This is a genomic window from Streptomyces sp. NPDC003077 (genome assembly GCF_040611095.1).
In the GTDB taxonomy this organism is placed as follows: domain Bacteria; phylum Actinomycetota; class Actinomycetes; order Streptomycetales; family Streptomycetaceae; genus Streptomyces.
The window spans coordinates 14,591-31,855 of the sequence record NZ_JBEXNM010000085.1; the positions used below are offsets into that span (position 1 = coordinate 14,591).

At 70.5% G+C, this 17,265-nt stretch carries 10 protein-coding genes and 2 tRNA genes; 9 read left to right on the forward strand and 3 right to left on the reverse strand.

Annotated features, from left to right (window positions below; all coding sequences use genetic code 11):
- Nucleotides 1-35: 35 nt before the first annotated feature.
- The 6 genes from gyrB to ABZX96_RS34040 all read left to right on the forward strand — a co-directional run bounded on the left by gyrB (nt 36) and on the right by ABZX96_RS34040 (nt 8,085).
- Complete coding sequence (gene gyrB / locus ABZX96_RS34015; protein WP_355552087.1) at nt 36-2,090, forward strand: DNA topoisomerase (ATP-hydrolyzing) subunit B; 2,055 nt, start codon at nt 36-38, stop codon at nt 2,088-2,090.
- 50 nt (nt 2,091-2,140) lie between these two features.
- Nucleotides 2,141-4,777 (forward strand): DNA gyrase subunit A, encoded by a 2,637-nt coding sequence (gene gyrA, locus ABZX96_RS34020; RefSeq protein ID WP_355552090.1) that lies wholly within the window; start codon nt 2,141-2,143, stop codon nt 4,775-4,777.
- A gap of 15 nt (nt 4,778-4,792) precedes the next feature.
- Nucleotides 4,793-5,623 carry a DUF3566 domain-containing protein gene (locus ABZX96_RS34025; protein WP_355552093.1) on the forward strand — a complete coding sequence of 277 codons (831 nt, stop codon included), beginning with the start codon at nt 4,793-4,795 and terminating at the stop codon, nt 5,621-5,623.
- 269 nt (nt 5,624-5,892) lie between these two features.
- A tRNA-Ile gene (locus ABZX96_RS34030) sits at nt 5,893-5,969 on the forward strand.
- Between the two features lie 185 nt (nt 5,970-6,154).
- Nucleotides 6,155-6,289: a DLW-39 family protein gene (locus ABZX96_RS34035; RefSeq protein WP_355552096.1), complete on the forward strand. Its 135-nt coding sequence runs from the start codon at nt 6,155-6,157 to the stop codon at nt 6,287-6,289.
- Nucleotides 6,290-6,894: 605 nt separating this feature from the next.
- Nucleotides 6,895-8,085, forward strand: coding sequence for a hypothetical protein (locus tag ABZX96_RS34040; RefSeq protein ID WP_355552099.1), 1,191 nt, complete (start codon nt 6,895-6,897; stop codon nt 8,083-8,085).
- Nucleotides 8,086-8,100: 15 nt separating this feature from the next.
- Here ABZX96_RS34040 and ABZX96_RS34045 read toward each other — a convergent pair whose 3' ends face one another.
- Nucleotides 8,101-9,591 (reverse strand): serine/threonine-protein kinase, encoded by a 1,491-nt coding sequence (locus tag ABZX96_RS34045; RefSeq protein WP_355552102.1) that lies wholly within the window; start codon nt 9,589-9,591, stop codon nt 8,101-8,103.
- Nucleotides 9,592-9,804: 213 nt separating this feature from the next.
- Complete coding sequence (locus ABZX96_RS34050) at nt 9,805-10,353, reverse strand: DNA-binding protein (protein WP_355552105.1); 549 nt, start codon at nt 10,351-10,353, stop codon at nt 9,805-9,807.
- Nucleotides 10,354-10,482: 129 nt separating this feature from the next.
- Between ABZX96_RS34050 and ABZX96_RS34055 the strand changes: the two genes are divergently transcribed.
- Nucleotides 10,483-10,555, forward strand: a tRNA-Ala gene (locus ABZX96_RS34055).
- A 719-nt stretch (nt 10,556-11,274) separates the two neighbouring features.
- Here ABZX96_RS34055 and ABZX96_RS34060 read toward each other — a convergent pair.
- Nucleotides 11,275-13,326: a TerD family protein gene (locus ABZX96_RS34060; RefSeq protein WP_355552114.1), complete on the reverse strand. Its 2,052-nt coding sequence runs from the start codon at nt 13,324-13,326 to the stop codon at nt 11,275-11,277.
- 526 nt (nt 13,327-13,852) lie between these two features.
- On the opposite strand from ABZX96_RS34060, the gene ABZX96_RS34065 reads away from it, so the two are divergent.
- Together ABZX96_RS34065 and ABZX96_RS34070 are read left to right on the forward strand one after the other, a co-directional pair.
- A complete protein-coding gene (locus ABZX96_RS34065; protein ID WP_355552108.1) occupies nt 13,853-15,298 on the forward strand; it encodes a selenium-binding protein SBP56-related protein in 1,446 nt (481 codons plus the stop codon).
- Between the two features lie 361 nt (nt 15,299-15,659).
- Nucleotides 15,660-17,072 carry a globin domain-containing protein gene (locus ABZX96_RS34070; protein ID WP_355552111.1) on the forward strand — a complete coding sequence of 471 codons (1,413 nt, stop codon included), beginning with the start codon at nt 15,660-15,662 and terminating at the stop codon, nt 17,070-17,072.
- Nucleotides 17,073-17,265 lie beyond the last annotated feature (193 nt).

The following is a 17,265-nucleotide window of genomic DNA, read 5'->3' on the forward strand; positions in this document are numbered from 1 at the left end:
ATGGGGCACCTGCCACCACAGGCACGGAGAGGCTCGTGCTGTGCCAGAAAGGGCGCTTCGTGGCCGACTCCGGCGACCTCAACGAGAACATCACGGCTTCTACTGCAGAGGGGGTTCCGGCCGGCGTCAGTGGCGACTCCTCCGAGAAGCAGTCGTACGACGCCAGCGCGATCACCGTCCTCGAAGGCTTGGACGCGGTCCGCAAGCGCCCCGGCATGTACATCGGATCCACCGGTGAACGCGGTCTGCACCACTTGGTGTACGAGGTCGTCGACAACTCCGTCGACGAGGCGCTGGCCGGGCACGCCGACACCATCGACGTGACGATCCTGCCGGACGGCGGCGTGCGCGTGGTGGACAACGGCCGCGGCATCCCGGTGGACATCGTCCCCTCGGAGAAGAAGCCGGCCGTCGAGGTCGTGCTCACCGTCCTGCACGCGGGCGGCAAGTTCGGCGGCGGCGGGTACGCGGTCTCCGGTGGTCTGCACGGCGTCGGCGTCTCCGTCGTCAACGCGCTGTCCCAGAAGGTGGCCGTCGAGGTCAAGCGGGACGGCTACCGCTGGACGCAGGACTACAAGCTGGGCGTGCCGACCGCGCCGCTGGCCCGCAACGAGGCCACGGACGAGACCGGCACGACGGTGACGTTCTGGGCCGACGGCGACATCTTCGAGACCACCGAGTACAGCTTCGAGACGCTGTCCCGGCGCTTCCAGGAGATGGCGTTCCTCAACAAGGGCCTGACCATCCAGCTCACCGACGAGCGCGCGGCCCACGTCGACGAGGAGGGCAAGCCCCTCTCCGTCCGCTACCACTACGAGGGCGGCATCGTCGACTTCGTGACGTACCTGAACTCCCGCAAGGGCGAGACGGTGCACCCCACGGTGATCGACATCCAGGCGGAGGACAAGGAGCGGATGCTCTCCGTCGAGGTCGCGATGCAGTGGAACACCCAGTACACCGAGGGCGTCTACAGCTTCGCGAACACCATCCACACGCACGAGGGCGGCACCCACGAAGAGGGCTTCCGCGCCGCGCTGACGGGCCTGATCAACCGCTACGCGCGTGACAAGAAGCTGCTGCGGGAGAAGGACGACAACCTCACGGGTGAGGACATCCGCGAGGGCCTGACGGCGATCATCTCCGTCAAGCTGGGCGAGCCGCAGTTCGAGGGCCAGACGAAGACGAAGCTGGGCAACACCGAGGCCAAGACCTTCGTCCAGCGCGTGGTGCACGAGCACCTGACCGACTGGCTGGACCGCAACCCCAACGAGGCCGCGGACATCATCCGCAAGGGCATCCAGGCGGCCACCGCCCGCGTCGCCGCCCGCAAGGCGCGCGACCTGACCCGCCGCAAGGGCCTGCTGGAGACGGCCTCGCTGCCCGGCAAGCTGAGTGACTGCCAGTCCAACGACCCCACCCAGTGCGAGATCTTCATCGTCGAGGGTGACTCCGCGGGCGGCTCGGCCAAGTCCGGCCGCAACCCGCAGTACCAGGCGATCCTCCCGATCCGCGGCAAGATCCTGAACGTGGAGAAGGCGCGGGTCGACAAGATCCTCCAGAACGCCGAGGTGCAGGCGCTGATCTCGGCGTTCGGCACCGGCGTCCACGAGGACTTCGACATCTCGAAGCTCCGCTACCACAAGATCATCCTGATGGCGGACGCCGACGTCGACGGCCAGCACATCAACACCCTGCTGCTGACCTTCCTCTTCCGCTTCATGCGGCCCCTGGTCGAGGCCGGCCACGTCTACCTCTCCCGCCCGCCGCTCTACAAGATCAAGTGGGGCCGGGACGACTTCGAGTACGCCTACTCCGACCGGGAGCGCGACGCGCTCATCGAGATCGGCAAGCGGAACGGCAAGCGGATCAAGGACGACTCCGTCCAGCGGTTCAAGGGTCTGGGCGAGATGAACGCCGAGGAGCTGCGTGTGACGACGATGGACGTCGACCACCGCGTCCTCGGCCAGGTCTCCCTGGACGACGCGGCCCGCGCGGACGACCTGTTCTCGGTGCTCATGGGTGAGGACGTCGAGGCACGACGCTCGTTCATCCAGCGCAACGCCAAGGACGTCCGCTTCCTCGACATCTGAGCCCTGTCGGCCCGTAGAACAGCCGCAGCCCGAAAGGATCCAACACAGCAATGGCCGACGAGAACACTCCCGCCGTCCCCCCGGTGACCCCCGACGGCGTGGCCCCGGACGGAGCGCCCGCCGCCATCGAAGGCGTGGGCATGCGCGTCGAGCCCGTCGGGCTCGAAACGGAGATGCAGCGCTCCTACCTCGACTACGCGATGTCCGTCATCGTCTCCCGCGCGCTGCCGGACGTCCGCGACGGCCTCAAGCCGGTGCACCGCCGCGTCCTGTACGCCATGTACGACGGCGGGTACCGGCCCGAGAAGGGCTTCTACAAGTGCGCCCGCGTCGTCGGCGACGTCATGGGTACGTACCACCCGCACGGTGACTCCTCCATCTACGACGCGCTGGTCCGTCTGGCGCAGCCGTGGTCCATGCGGATGCCGCTGGTCGACTCCAACGGCAACTTCGGCTCCCCGGGCAACGACCCGGCCGCGGCCATGCGGTACACCGAGTGCCGGATGAAGCCGCTGTCCATGGAGATGCTCCGGGACATCGACGAGGAGACCGTCGACTTCCAGGACAACTACGACGGCCGCAACCAGGAGCCGACGGTCCTGCCGGCCCGGTTCCCGAACCTGCTGATCAACGGCTCGGCCGGCATCGCGGTCGGCATGGCGACGAACATCCCGCCGCACAACCTCCGCGAGGTCGCCGCCGGTGCCCAGTGGGCGCTGGAGCACCCGGACGCCTCCCACGAGGAGCTGCTGGACGCGCTGATCGAGCGCATCAAGGGCCCCGACTTCCCCACCGGCGCGCTGGTCGTGGGCCGCAAGGGCATCGAGGAGGCGTACCGCACCGGCCGCGGCTCGATCACCATGCGCGCGGTGGTCGAGGTCGAGGAGATCCAGAACCGCCAGTGCCTGGTCGTCACCGAGCTGCCCTACCAGGTCAACCCGGACAACCTCGCGCAGAAGATCGCCGACCTGGTGAAGGACGGCCGGATCGGCGGCATCGCCGACGTCCGCGACGAGACCTCCTCGCGCACCGGCCAGCGGCTGGTCATCGTCCTCAAGCGGGACGCCGTCGCCAAGGTCGTCCTGAACAACCTCTACAAGCACACCGACCTCCAGACCAACTTCGGCGCGAACATGCTCGCGCTGGTCGACGGCGTGCCGCGCACCCTCTCCCTGGACGCCTTCATCCGCAACTGGGTGAGCCACCAGATCGAGGTCATCGTCCGCCGCACGCGCTTCCGCCTGCGCAAGGCCGAGGAGCGCGCGCACATCCTGCGCGGCCTGCTCAAGGCGCTGGACGCGATCGACGAGGTCATCGCCCTCATCCGGCGCAGCCAGACCGTCGAGATCGCCCGCGACGGCCTGATGGGCCTGCTGGAGATCGACGAGATCCAGGCCAACGCGATCCTGGAGATGCAGCTGCGCCGCCTGGCCGCCCTGGAGCGCCAGAAGATCACCGCCGAGCACGACGAGCTCCAGCAGAAGATCAACGAGTACCACGCCATCCTCGCCTCGCCGGAGCGGCAGCGGCAGATCATCAGCGACGAGCTGGCCCAGATCGTCGAGAAGTACGGCGACGACCGGCGCTCCAAGCTCGTCCCCTTCGAGGGCGACATGTCCGTCGAGGACCTGATCGCCGAAGAGGACATCGTCGTCACCATCACGCGCGGCGGCTACGTCAAGCGCACCAAGACCGACGACTACCGCTCCCAGAAGCGCGGCGGCAAGGGCGTGCGCGGCACGAAGCTGAAGGAAGACGACATCGTCGACCACTTCTTCGTCTCCACCACCCACCACTGGCTGCTGTTCTTCACCAACAAGGGCCGCGTCTACCGCGCCAAGGCCTACGAGCTGCCCGACGCGGGGCGTGACGCGCGCGGCCAGCACGTCGCCAACCTGCTGGCCTTCCAGCCGGACGAGCGCATCGCCGAGATCCTGGCCATCCGCGACTACGAGGCCGTGCCGTACCTCGTCCTCGCCACCAAGGCCGGCCTGGTGAAGAAGACGCCGCTGAAGGACTACGACTCGCCGCGCTCCGGTGGCGTCATCGCCATCAACCTGCGCGCCCGCGAGGACGGCACGGACGACGAGCTGATCGGCGCCGAGCTGGTCTCCAGCGAGGACGACCTGCTGCTGATCAGCAAGAAGGCCCAGTCCATCCGGTTCACCGCGACGGACGAGGCGCTGCGCCCGATGGGCCGCGCCACCTCCGGCGTCAAGGGCATGAGCTTCCGCGAGGGCGACGAACTGCTGTCGCTGAACGTGGTGCGCCCGGGCACGTACGTCTTCACCGCCACCGACGGCGGCTACGCCAAGCGCTCGCCGGTGGACGAGTACCGCGTCCAGGGCCGCGGCGGTCTCGGCATCAAGGCCGCCAAGATCGTCGAGGACCGCGGTTCGCTGGTCGGCGCGCTGGTGGTCGAGGAGACGGACGAGATCCTGGCGATCACCCTCTCCGGTGGTGTGATCCGCACGCGGGTCAACGAGGTACGGGAGACCGGCCGTGACACCATGGGCGTCCAACTGATCAACCTGGGCAAGCGCGATGCCGTCGTGGGCATCGCTCGGAACGCCGAGGCCGGTCGTGAGGCCGAAGAGGTCGAGGGCGTCGACGAGGACGCGCCGGCCGACGAGGCCGGGACGACCGAGCCCGCGGTGGCCGGGGGCGGTGAGCCCGCGGCGGAGTAGCGCGAGGAGTAGGTCGTGAGGAAAGCCACGGGCGCCACTGCGGAGGACCGGGGACCGGGGAAACCCGCCCCGTCCGGAACCGCGACCGTGACGGAGGACGGCGCCCGTGGCCGCGCCGGCACCCCACCCAAGGGCGGGGGTGCCGGCTCCAAGGGCCGCAGTGCCGCCCCCAAGGGCGCGGGCTCCGGCTCCCGGGGCGCCGTGGCGGTCGACGGCGCCCCCGCCGCGGTCGATGATGGAGCGCGCGGAGCAGCCGAGGACGGCTCCCGCGGCCCGGCTACCGACGGCGGCCCCCGCAAGGAGGGCTCCCACGAGGGGGGAACCGTGACCGACACCCGACAGCCCTACGCGCAGCAGCCGCCCCGTGGCTCCCAGGGAGCACAGCCCTACCAGCCGCCGCAGGCCTACCGCCCGGGGCAGGACGCCGCCGCGCAGTCCGTACGCCGGCCGCGCACCGGCGCCCGCACCACCCCGCGTACGCGCAAGGCGCGGCTCCGGGTGGCCCGGGCCGATCCCTGGTCGGTGATGAAGGTCAGCTTCCTGCTGTCCATCGCCCTGGGCATCTGCACCATCGTGGCCGTCAGCGTGCTGTGGATGGTGATGGACGCGATGGGCGTCTTCACCGCCGTCGGCGGCACCATCAGCGAGGCCACCGGCTCCGGCGACGGCGGCGGCTTCGACCTGGAAGCCTTCCTGTCCCTCCCGAACGTCCTGATGTTCACGGCGATCATCGCCGTCATCGACGTCGTGCTGGCCACCGCCCTGGCCACGCTGGGGGCGTTCATCTACAACCTGTCGGCCGGGTTCGTGGGCGGGGTGGAGCTGACGTTGGCCGAGGACGAGTGAGTTCGAGGGCTCCGCTGGGTGGGGGTGAGCCGGGCTGTGGGTGGCCCGGTGCCCGGGGGCGGTGTGTGACGGGACCCGGCGGCGTGGCGCTGGGGGAGTCGGGTGCGGGCTGCGAGCCGGGCCCGGTGCCGGGCGTGGGGTGTCCGGGGGACGAGGGACGGATGGGTGATCGGGGGCGGGCCGGCCGGTGTCGGATCGGTGTTCGGGGGCGGCGCGCGGCACCGATTTTGGGAACCGCTCTGAAGTGCGCTAATCTTTCGGTGCAGCGCGGGGCTATAGCTCAGACGGTTAGAGCGCTTCCCTGATAAGGAAGAGGCCACAGGTTCAAGTCCTGTTAGCCCCACCAGCGCGATCGGCCCGGCCGGAGAATTCTCCGGCCGGGCCGATTCGTTTGCGGCGGTGTGTGCGCGGTGGCTGACTCGTCTACAGGGGTGGAAAGTTGACCCGCCCCTAGATCACCGATCGATATCGACCGGTGTGTATCATCGGCCCCCAGAGGTCCCCTACGTCAACGAAAGACGAGGTCGCGCGGTGAAGAAGCTTCTCCTGGTCGCACTGGCCGCCATCGGCGGGCTCCTCGTGTACCGCCAGATCCAGGCGGATCGCGCCGAGCAGGATCTGTGGACGGAGGCGACCGACTCCGTGCCCGCAGGTTCGACTTCCTGAGGCATCACACAGTTCGTCCGAGACCCCGGTCGCCCAGAGTGGCGGCCGGGGTCTCGTGCGTGTGGGGCAGTGGTCGGGGCGCGCGTTTTTGAGGGTGCGCCGGCGTGGGTGGGTTTCGGGGGTGCGCGGGGCGCGTGAGGTTCGGGGCGTGCGCGGGTCGTGTACGGGGGAGAGTGAGGCGAGGAGCGGGGGCGGGTGTGACGCCGGGGCCGTGGCCGATTCGCAGGAGCACATCATTTCCTTGCAGTCGCGAATCCGTCCGTCCGGCATGTGGTGGGTGTGGACCGAGGGGAACCAGGGACATGGCACGAGGGCATCGGAACGCCGCGAGGCGAGGTCACCGGGGCGCTGTCGTGGCGGTGCTGGCGTCGGTGGTGGTGCTGGTGCCGGGGGTGGCGGCAGGGGCGTCAGGGGCTTCGGGGGGCGCTGTGGGGGGCTTTGCGGGGGTGTCCTCGTTGTCCTCTCCAGGGGGCTCTTCCGTTTCGTCCGGGGCTTCGGACGGGGGGTCGTCGTCCGGTGCTCCGGTCAGTGCTTCGTCCGGAGGTTCGTCCGGGGATTCGGTCGGTGGGGCGGGCGCGTACCGGAGGGCGAGTGGCGCCAGGCCCGTGCGGGGCGCGGCTCTGCCTGCCAGTGCGCCGCGGATCGTTCCCGGGACCTACACCGACACCATCAAGCGCGGCGAAAAGAAGCACTACAGCCTGACGCTGGACGACCGCTCCAGCGCGTATCTCTCCGCGGTGGCCGCGCCCGCCCCAGGGACACGGGTGACGGACTACGCCGACGCCCTGAAGATCGACCTGCGGGACGGCCGCGGTCGGACGTGCGGGCGGACGGGGCGGGCGTCCTACCGGGGGCACGGCATGGCGTACCCCGTCGCCGACTACGCCGCGCGCCGTATCGACGACCGCCGGACGGTGTGCCAGGGCGCGGGCTCGTACCTCCTGGTCGTCGAGCGGGAGGGGAAGGAGACGCGCCGGGTGGTGCCCGGGAACGGTCCTGAGGAATCCGGCGTCGCGGCCGACGCAACGGCGTGGCCCATCGAGCTGGCATTCCTCCTTGAGCCGGGGCTCAAGGGCGCCGCGCCCGAGCGGCCGTCCCCCGGGGCGTGGAGCACCCAGCCGCCGGCCGCGCCCACCGGGACGCCCGCGCAGGCGTCCGGCGGCACCGGTTTCAACGACGCGGGGGCGGTCGGAGGCGGGGTGTGGCGGGACGAGATCGTCCCCGGGCGGACGCGTTTCTACCGGGTGCCCGTCGACTGGGGCCAGCGGCTCAACGTCAGCGCCGAGCTGCCGGCCGCGGCGGGCGGGCGGAAGAAGTTCCTGACGCAGGCCCTGGGGCTGAGCGTGTTCAACCCGGCCCGTGGCGCGGTGGGCGAGGCCGACTTCGTCCCGTACGACGGCAGGGCGGCGTCCGCCCGGGCGTACACGGCGCCGGTGGAGTACGGAAACCGCTTCCACGCGGTCGGCAAGGTGGCCGCGACGAGCCTGGCCGGCTGGTACTACCTGGGCGTCTCGCTGCACCCGGAGGCGGCCCGCTACTTCCCGGACGGGGTCGGGCTGACGCTGCGGGTGGGCCTGGAGGGGCGCCCGGAGCCGGCTCCCGCGTACAGCCGGAAGACGGACGACTTCTCCGTCGGGCCGCGTGACCGCGCGCTGGCCGGTGGGGCGCCGACGACGTCCGGCGGCTCCGCGCCCAACCGCCCGCTGCGCGTGCTGGGGTGGTCGGGGATCGGGGTGGGCGTGCTGTTGCTGGTGGGGCTGGGGAGCTGGACGGTGGTGGCGCGGCGGCGGAGGTGAAGCCCCGGTGGTGCGTCAGGAGACGTTCAAGGCCCAGATGCCCGCCGCGATGCACAGGAGGGCGACGATCAGGACGGGGACGGCCACCTTGGCGGGCGGGCCGGCGAGGCGCCGTGGTTCGGGCGACTCGGCTGCGGGGCCGGGGACGTGGGCGGGGAGCGGGGGGTGCCCGGAGGTGTAGGGGCGGGTGGTGGTGTGGGGCGCGGTGCCGGACGCCGTCGGGAGCGGCGGCGGAGGCGTCTGTGGGGTGGGGGGCGCGGCGGCCGGTGGGGCGAGGTGGAAGCTGCCGGTGGGGGACGCGTTCCCGTAGGGGGCGGGCGGTACGTGCCGGTGCGCCGGGCTGTCCCCGTAAGAAGTGTGTGCCCCTGGGCTCCCCGTGTCCGCACGGCCCGCGTTCGGATCGACGGCGCCCGCGTGACCTGCGTTGATCCCGCTCGGAACGACGAGGCCCCCGTGGCCTGCGCCGACCGCGCCCTGTGGGGCGCCGACGGGGAAGCCGGGCCCGTTCCCTTCTGCTGGGGCGGGTGCCGAACCGGGCGCCGCGCCCCCTAAGGGAGCCCCGGAGGGGGACGGGTGCGATTCCTGTGACTCCTCCACGGCGGCCGGGCCGCGATGTCCGCCCCTCCCGACCGGTCCGTCCGGGCCGAAGCCCGTCGGCAGGGGGCCGATGTGGTCGAAAACCTCCACGATCTCGTCCTCGACGGTCGCGTCCGGCAGCAGTTCGGCCGCCGCGAGAAGGGCCTTGCGCGCCCCTATGGCCGTCCGGAAGCGGTGGCGGGGGTCCGGCTGGAGGAGGGTGGCCAGCACCTGCCAGAGCGGTTCGGGGACCTCCTGCGGGGCGGGCGGGGTGCCCTCGTGAGCGAACCGTTCGATCAGGGCCTGGGCGTCCGGGTTGGAGCCCGTCAGCAGGCAGAGGGCGACCAGGCCCACGGCGAAGAGGTCCGCGGGGAAGTCCGGGTCGTCGCCCAGCATCTGTTCGGGGGCGAAGTAACCGGGCGTCCCCACCACGTAGTTCGCCTCGGTCAGGCGGGGCTCGCCCTTGCGCATGGCGATGCCGAAGTCGGACAGGCGCAGGTGCGGGCGGCCGGTGCCGGTGGCCTCCAGGAGGAGGTTGGCGGGTTTGATGTCCCGGTGGACGACGCCCTCCGCGTGGACGGCGGTCAGCCCGGCCAGCAACTGGTCCAGGAGCACGCACACCAGGTGCGGCGGCAGCGGCCCGTAGTCCGCCACCAGGTGGGCCAGCGACCCGCCGCGCACCAGGTCCATGGTGAACAGCACCTTGTCGTCGTCGGCGGCCCAGCTCCGCGGGGCCAGGACGTGCGGATGATCGATCCGCAGGGCCTGTTCCCGTACGAAGCGCAGCAGCGTGTGCGCGTCGCTCTGCTGGAGCACCTTGGCGGCGACGTAGCGGCGGCGCCGCCGGTCCCAGGCGCGCCAGACGGCGCCCACGCCGCCGTGCCCGACCGGGTCCACCAGCTCGTACCGACCGGCAAAGATCTCACCCATGGCACTTCCCGCCCGATGTGCGTCCGTCCGTCGCGCCGCCGCCCGTACCGGTCCGCCGGGTCGTGCGCGTCCCCCGTGCGTGCGTCTCCGGTCCGTGCGTCCACCGGTACCCGGCCGGCCCGGCTCCGCGTCCCCCGTGGTGGTGACCTAGCGCCTCAGCTCCGAAGCCCCCTGCGACTTGGCTGCCCGCTCAGCCTTGCCGGCCTCGTCGGCTCAGTTCTGGTGGCTCTCGTAGTGCGCCACCGCGTCCGCGGTCCGCCCCGCGCCATAAACCCGCAGGAACTCGGCCAACTCCGGGTGCGTGGGCGCCAGGGTGTTGGCGGCCTCGATGATGTCCCCGGCCGAGGACACCGACCGCAGCAGCGACTGGATCTCGCGCACCACGCGCCGCACGGTCGTCGCCCCCGTGGAGGACGTGGTCTGCGTGGTGTTGTTCAGCACCGACCCGCCCGCCGTCTTCTTGATCTCCTCCATGCGCTCCGTGGCCTCGGCGGCGCTGACCCGGCCGTCGGCGACCTGCCCGGCGAGCTCCTGGAGCGCCTGGACGCGCTGGACCACGGCCGGGTTGCCGATCTTTGCCCGCTGCCCGCTCATGAGCTGGGACAGCATGGGCGCCGAAAGCCCGAGAACGGACGCCAGCCGGGCCTGGTTGAGCCCGAGGTCCTCGATGAGACGGCGGAACAGCGCCCCCAGCGGTTCCCCGTACCAGCTCCGCTGCAATTCACGAGCGCGGGCGGTCGCTTCCTGCTGTGCTGCGTCCATGGACTCTCCCCTGTCTCCCCAGTCGCGCTTCGCTGCCGCGAATCTCGCGGAGCATCCTACGGAGAGCGCCTGGTCCCGGCGATACCCGGTCGGGAAACCTCCCGGGCACCGGGTAGTCTGTTGGGCGACGGGGCCTTAGCTCAGTTGGTAGAGCGCTGTCTTTGCATGGCAGATGTCAGGGGTTCGACTCCCCTAGGCTCCACTCTCGTTAGACCCCCTGACCTGCGGAAACGTGGTCAGGGGGTTTTTCGTACCGGCCTTTCGTGTTGACGTGTCGATGCGGTTGCGTTGACGTAAGCTCCCCCGGGCCCGTGTGCACGGGGTGGTGCGGGCTCCGCTTTCACCTGCCGTCCCGACGACTCGGCCCGGTACCGTGATGATCGACGGCCGCCGACAAGAAGGTGGACGGTGAAGGCCCTGCCCGTGCCGCGCCCGCGCCCCGGAAACCTGCGCGAGGTCGCCGAGCGCATCGAGGCTTCCACCGGGCTGCGGGTCGAGATCATCGAAGGCAGCCTCGTGATGGCCCCCGCCAGACGCGGCAAGCACGCCGACACCATCCGCCGCCTGCGGGTCCGGATCGAACCCCATCTGCCCCCGGACCTGGCCCCGTACGAGATGTCGTCGGTCGCCATGCCGGAGGACCCGGACGACTACGCGACGCCCGATCTGACGGTGCTGCCCGTGCAGTGGGACGAGGCGTCGGCTCCCTATGGCGTTGCGGCACCTATGAGGGAGGGGCACGGGGTGACTGGACGACAGAACCGCGTACCGCCACAAGGCGGTACGCGGCTCGGGGACGTGCCGGTGACCCGACTCGGAGAACGTGGCCAGGCCGGAGGTTCGCTCAGTACCGGCCTTCATGGGGTACTGAGCGTTGTCCACTACCGGCCTGTGAACGCCTGGCCTGCCGAACGACGGAGGTCAGTCTCCTCGACGCCCCGGGCGACGTTGGAAAGCGCTCACATGGGCGACCACGGTGGTGTAGAAGCGGTCGACGGCATTGTCGACGCTGCGGATAAAACCGGACTCCGTGTTGCCGCGGGTGTTGCCCATGCCTTTGAACAGGGACAAGCGGAAACCGGTGATCACGGCACCGTCCTTGGGCAACAGATCGCCGGGCTCCGGTCGCAGTTTTTCCAAGGTGCCGCGCGGACCGTTGCCGGCCTCCGTGAGGCTTTCGACGTGGAGGTCCGCCGGGGCCTCGGCCAGTACCCTGATCAGCCGCTTGGCGGTGGCGAGGGGGTAGCTGCCCTCTGGCGCCGGAACATCGATCGAGGTACGCAGCTTGCCGGTGCGCAGGTCCGCGGTGATCGAGATGATGCCGCTCGTTCCGTCGATCCTCATCTCCGCGGTGAGGCGGCCGTCCGCGCACAACTGGTCGGCAAGGGCCGACCGCCGGGTCTGCGGATCGGTGCCGCGTCCGGCGCGCTGTACGGGCAGGGCTTTCCGGCCGAGCTCACCGCCCAGGCGCAGGCAGACCTGGCGAATGAGGCGTTCCCAGCTCTCCACCACTTCCACGGCGCGGGGATCACCCGGGCACAGGGTCTCGTCGTCGATGCCATTGCGCACCGGGACCCAGGCAGGCCCCATGTTCTGGAATCCGTGGCAGCCGGAGTTCTCATGCTGCAGGTAGAGCAGCAGCTCTTGCAGAAGCCACATGTGCGCGGCGTTGCCCACGCCCTCATGCCGGATGAGCATTTGTGCCTCGTGGGCGACCTCGGCCCAGGACAGGTGCCGCAGGGCGACCTTGTGTTTGCGCTGGCCGTCGGTCTTGACGTCGACAAGTGTGCTGCCCTCCAGCGCCACGTCATTGGAGAGCGTGATCACGGCCTCGTAGCCTCGCCGAGCGGCTATGTCCATGTAGTGCTGTACTTGCTCGGACTTGAGCGAGTTGCCGTTCGTTTTGGTCTCGACGAGCGCCGTCCACAGTTTCCCGGCTCGCTCGATGCGGATGACTCCGTCCGGGCGCTTGGGGGTGTCACCGTGCGGCAGTGACACTTCGGTGAAGGTCTGCATACGACCGGCCGGGGCGCCGTATTGGGCGGTGAGCCGGCGCCCGAACTCCGGGACCTGCGCCATCACGGAAAGGAGCACGGAGGTGGCCCGCAGTTCCCGCTCCTTGTCGCTCTTGAGTGAGGGAACGGGGAACAAGCGCGCCGCCTGCCAGGAATCATTCTCGGCCAGTGACTTCTTGGGCGTCTTCGGGAGGGTCACCTTCTTGGCGGTGCGGGGCCGCCGTGCCTTTGCTGTCGCAGGCTGGGGAGCCTGAGTCGTTCCCTGCTCCGGCACGCTTGTCTCGTCCGTGAGCTGCTGCGCGGGCTCGCTTTCCTGCGGCGGTGTGGCGCTCGGGGCAGGCGACACGTCCGCAGGCGTCGGGGACGGTGCTCCGACGGAGGGCGTACTCAGACTTCCCGGTTCCTCAGTACCTTCAGCGTCCTCATCGTCGATGTCGATGCCGAAGTCGGTGGCCAGACCTTCCAGGCCGGACTCATAGCCCTGACCGACGGCCCGGAACTTCCAGCCGTCACCGCGCCGGTACAGCTCACCGAAGATGAACGCGGTCTCTGAGCTCGCGTCGTCAATCGAAAAGCCGAGCAATTTCTCACCGGAGCGGTCGGCAATCGTCATCCGTAGATCGTGCAGGTCGCCGAAGCGGGTATTGCCGTACTGGCTGGCCGCAATCACCAGGCGCGCTACGTCCTCGGGCATGGCGGTCAGGTCCACACTGATGCGGTCCTCTTCACCGCTATCGGTGGGAGCCTTTCCCAGCAGTTGGATGCTGCCGTCCGCCGCGGTCGGGTTGTTGTAGAAATAGAAGTCGGCGTCGCTGCGCACCTTGCCGTTCTCATCCAGCAAAAGGACGGACACATCCGCGTCACCGTCCCCCGTCGAACTGCTCCAACTGAGACTTACGACGACCGATCCGGCGTCGTCGCTCAGGTCGGCCAGGCCGACATTCGCTCCCTTGGCCATCTCCTGCATGTGTACTCCCCGGCCGCGCGTACGCACCGGGTGCGCGTCCGGACATCTCGGACTCGCTCTGCGCAGCGGCACAAACGTCGGTGTTTTTCAGCGAACCGTAACCCCGAAAGGGACAGAACGTGCAGATGCTGTGAAGGGGGAGCTGGTTTCCCTCTTTGTTGAGGGAAGCGGTTGACGGCATTCATCCCGGACTGAGTAATTTTGCGCTGCATGCACTTTCGGGTGCACCGCTATTTAAGTGGTGTATTGCCGCAAAATTCCTGGCACCCTATTTGGCCTGATAACGCCCCTGCGGTAGTAGGCATCTCCCGCTCGGAAGGCTGGGGCCGAGGTCGGTTCCGATTGAGGAGCCCTGACCCGGCCCCCTCTTTCCCCCACCCACCCCCTGTGCCACGCTCGCTCCCGTACCGCTTCCCCGGCGCGGGGTCGGCTGCGCGGGGCCGCCCGGTGCGCCCCGAAGCGTGTGTGGCGGTCGTCGAGTGGTGGGCCCGGCGCCTGTGTACGCCGAGGAGGGCGCATGACCGCGACCGAGCACGATCACGAGCACCACGGACATGAGCACCACGACGCCGACCCCACCCTCTACCGCACCCCCGCCGACGCCGTCGCCGCGCCGCCCGAGGGGCTCGCGTACGTCGTCGGTTTCGACCCGGACGGGCGGCGGCCGGACGCGTTGTTCACCGTGGACACCGATCCGGCGTCCGGCTCGTACGGGCGGGTGGTGAATGTGGCCGAAGTGCCGGGGCTGGGGGACGAGTTGCACCACTTCGGGTGGAACGCGTGCTCCAGTGCGTTGGCGCACGCCGGGCACCACCACCCTGATCGGCGTTACTTACTGGCGCCGGGGCTGCGTTCGTCCCGTCTGCACGTCTTCGACACGCGGCCGGATCCGGTCCGGCCGCGTCTGGTGAAGGTCGTCGAGGCGGAGGAGCTGGCGGCGAAGGCGGGGTACTCCCGGCCGCATACGTTGCACTGCGGGCCGGACGGTGTCTTCCTGTCGTGCCTTGGTGGGGCTTACGGGGCGGACGGGCCGGGTGGGGTGGCGCTGCTGGATCACGAGACGTTCGAGGTGCTGCGGCCCTGGGAGACCGATCGGGGCCCGCAGCACATGGCGTACGACGTGTGGTGGCACCTCAATCAGAACGTCGGTGTCACCAGTGAGTGGGGCACCCCGTCGATGGTCGAGAACGGGGTGGACCCCGAGCTGCTGCTGGCCCGCAAGTACGGGCACGCGCTGCACTTCTGGGACCTGGAGACGGGGCGGCACGTGCAGCGGGCCGAGCTGGGGGACGAGCACCAGATGGTGCTGGAGCTCCGTCCGGCGCACGACCCGATGGCGTCGTGGGGGTTCGCCGGCGTCGTCGTCAATGTGGAGGACCTGTCGGCATCGGTGTGGCTGTGGCACCGGGACGGGGACGCCGGGGAGTTCTCCGTCCGGAAGGTCGTCACGATCCCGGCGGAGCCCGCCGACCCGGACACCCTGCCGCCCGCGCTGCGGCCGTTCGGGGCCGTGCCGCCGCTGATCACCGACATCAACCTGTCGGTGGACGACCGCTGGCTGTACGTGTCGGCGTGGGGGACGGGCGAGTTGCACCAGTACGACGTAAGCGACCCGTTCCGGCCCCGGCACACCGCCTCCGTCCGGCTGGGCGGCATCACCGGGCGTGTGCCGCACCCCGCCGCGCCGGACGAGCCGCTGACCGGTGGGCCGCAGATGGTCGAGCTGAGCCGCGACGGGCGGCGCGTCTATCTGACGAACTCGCTGTACGGGGCGTGGGACGCGCAGTTCTACCCGGAGGGCATCCGGCCGTGGCTGGTCAAGCTGGACGCGGACACGGAGGGCGGCGGGCTGTCGGTGGACGAGCGGTTCTTCCCGCGCGGGGAGGAGTTCCGGGGGCGGCGGGTGCACCAGACGCGGCTGCAGGGCGGGGACGCGTCGTCGGATTCGTACTGCTTCCGGTGAGTCGCGGCCATTCGCAGTGAGGGGTCGCGTCGGGCTGCGGTGAGGGGCCGCGTCGGGCTGCGGTGAAGAGGGTCGCGTCGAGCCGTGGTGAGGGGCCGCGTCGTGTGGTGTGCGTCGGCGAACGGGGAACGGCGTGCGCTTACGGCGCGGCCCGGGCGGCCGGATACGCGTCGGGCACACCCGTCCCCGGCGGTATCCCACACCATTCAGAGGATCTTGCACAGGGCCGAACGGCCCAGGTGAACGGGGCCCCTTGGGCATGGCAAGGGGGTGCCATACTCCCCGTTGCCCTCCCTGTGGACGGGCCGGAGTCGGAGGTCGGAAAGCCGGTTCCGCCACCCCCTTGAGGAGTTGCTGAGCGGTGAATGTTGTCAATGGCAACTACCACGCCCTGCTCGCCCGGCACGACGCGATGCGGCTGCGCCGGCAGCTGCTGCAACCCGGGCAGCGTACGGAGGGCGACCAGACCGAGTACGACGGGGAGGCCGCGTACGACGGGGCGGCGGATCAGGAACTGATCTCCCGGTACCTCGAACTGGTCACGCCCTTCGACGACCTGATCACGGACCTCTACGACGTGATGTTCACGCAGTGGCCCTACCTGCGGTCGCTGTTCCCCGAGTCGATGGACTTCCAGCGCCGGCACCTCGGCCAGATCTTCTGGTACCTGATCGAGAACCTGCACAACCCGGACGAGGTGGCACAGGTCTTCACCCGCCTCGGCCGCGACCACCGCAAGCTCGGCGTGCGGCCGGCGCACTACGAGGCGTTCGAGGCGTCACTGTGCGCCGCGCTGCGCCGCTCCGCGGGCCCCCACTGGAACGAGGCCATGGAGGCCGCCTGGGTGCGGATGCTGCGGTTCGCCGTGGCCGCCATGGTGCGGGGCGCGGAGGCCGCGATCGGCGAGCCGGCGGACTGGCCGGCCACCGTCACCGCGCACGAGATCCGCCGTCCGGGCCTGGCCGTGCTGCGGGTGCGGACACACGAGCCCTATCCGTACCGGGCCGGGCAGTACGCGTCGGTCGAGTCCCCCTTACTGCCGCAGGCGTGGCGGCAGTACTCCCTCGCCCGCGCGCCGCGGCCGGACGGTGAGCTGGAGTTCCACGTGCGGCAGGTCGGGGTGGGCGGGGTGAGCGAGGCCCTGGTCTCGCACACCCGGCCCGGTGACGTCCTGCGGCTGGGACCGGCGGGCGGCACGATGACGCTCGACGATCCCCTCCCGCGGGACCTGCTCCTGGTGGCGGCCGACACCGGCTGGGCCACCGTCAAGGCGCTGCTGGAGGAGCTGTCCACGCGGCGGTCGGTGGGCCGGAGCGTGCACCTGTTCCTGGGCATCGACGACGCTTCCGGCTCGTACGATTCCGAGTCGCCGGCCGTATTGGAGCGCCGGTTCGGGTGGCTGCGCGTCACTCCGGTGAACGACCGGGCCCCGGGCGGCGCCGCGTACGGGAGGCTGGCCGAGACCGTGGTGGGGTATCGCGACTGGTCCGAGCACCAGGCCTACGTCAGCGGTCCGCCGGCGATGGTCGGCGCCCTCGTGAGGCAGTTGGGTACGGCGCGGCTGCCCGCGGACCGGATCCGGCACGACCCGCTGCCGCACACGCCCGCGCTCACCACCCGCCACGTCCCGGCGCTGGACGGCCCGCGGCGCGGCGAGCTGCCCGGCGCGGCGGAACCGCTCCGGCATCCCGGCGAGCGGGAGCGGTTCGGGGGGCACGGGGCCGCCGTGTCGGGCGAGCCGGTGCGGTACGGGGAGCGGGGCAGGGGGCGATAGGGCGGTGCCCTTCGTCGGGCCCGCTTCCTCCTCCCCGCTGTTCCGGTGTTCCGGGGCGGCAGCCGGGGACGGTGGTTTGCCGCCCCGGGGCTGTGGCGGGCCCCGTCGTCCCCGGGCGTGCGTCGAGCGGGCGCGCCCGGGGTGGGGCAGATTTCCGGGCGCCGTTTCACGTGAAAAATTCGGGTTAACCACA

Coding starts and splice junctions, on each gene's coding strand:
- gyrA (WP_355552090.1), top strand. CDS start 2,141: ATGGCCGACGAGAACACTCCCGCCGTCCCCCCGGTGACCCCCGACGGC.
- ABZX96_RS34045 (WP_355552102.1), bottom strand. CDS start 9,591: ATGGGTGAGATCTTTGCCGGTCGGTACGAGCTGGTGGACCCGGTCGGG.
- ABZX96_RS34050 (WP_355552105.1), bottom strand. CDS start 10,353: ATGGACGCAGCACAGCAGGAAGCGACCGCCCGCGCTCGTGAATTGCAG.
- ABZX96_RS34060 (WP_355552114.1), bottom strand. CDS start 13,326: ATGGCCAAGGGAGCGAATGTCGGCCTGGCCGACCTGAGCGACGACGCC.
- ABZX96_RS34065 (WP_355552108.1), top strand. CDS start 13,853: ATGACCGCGACCGAGCACGATCACGAGCACCACGGACATGAGCACCAC.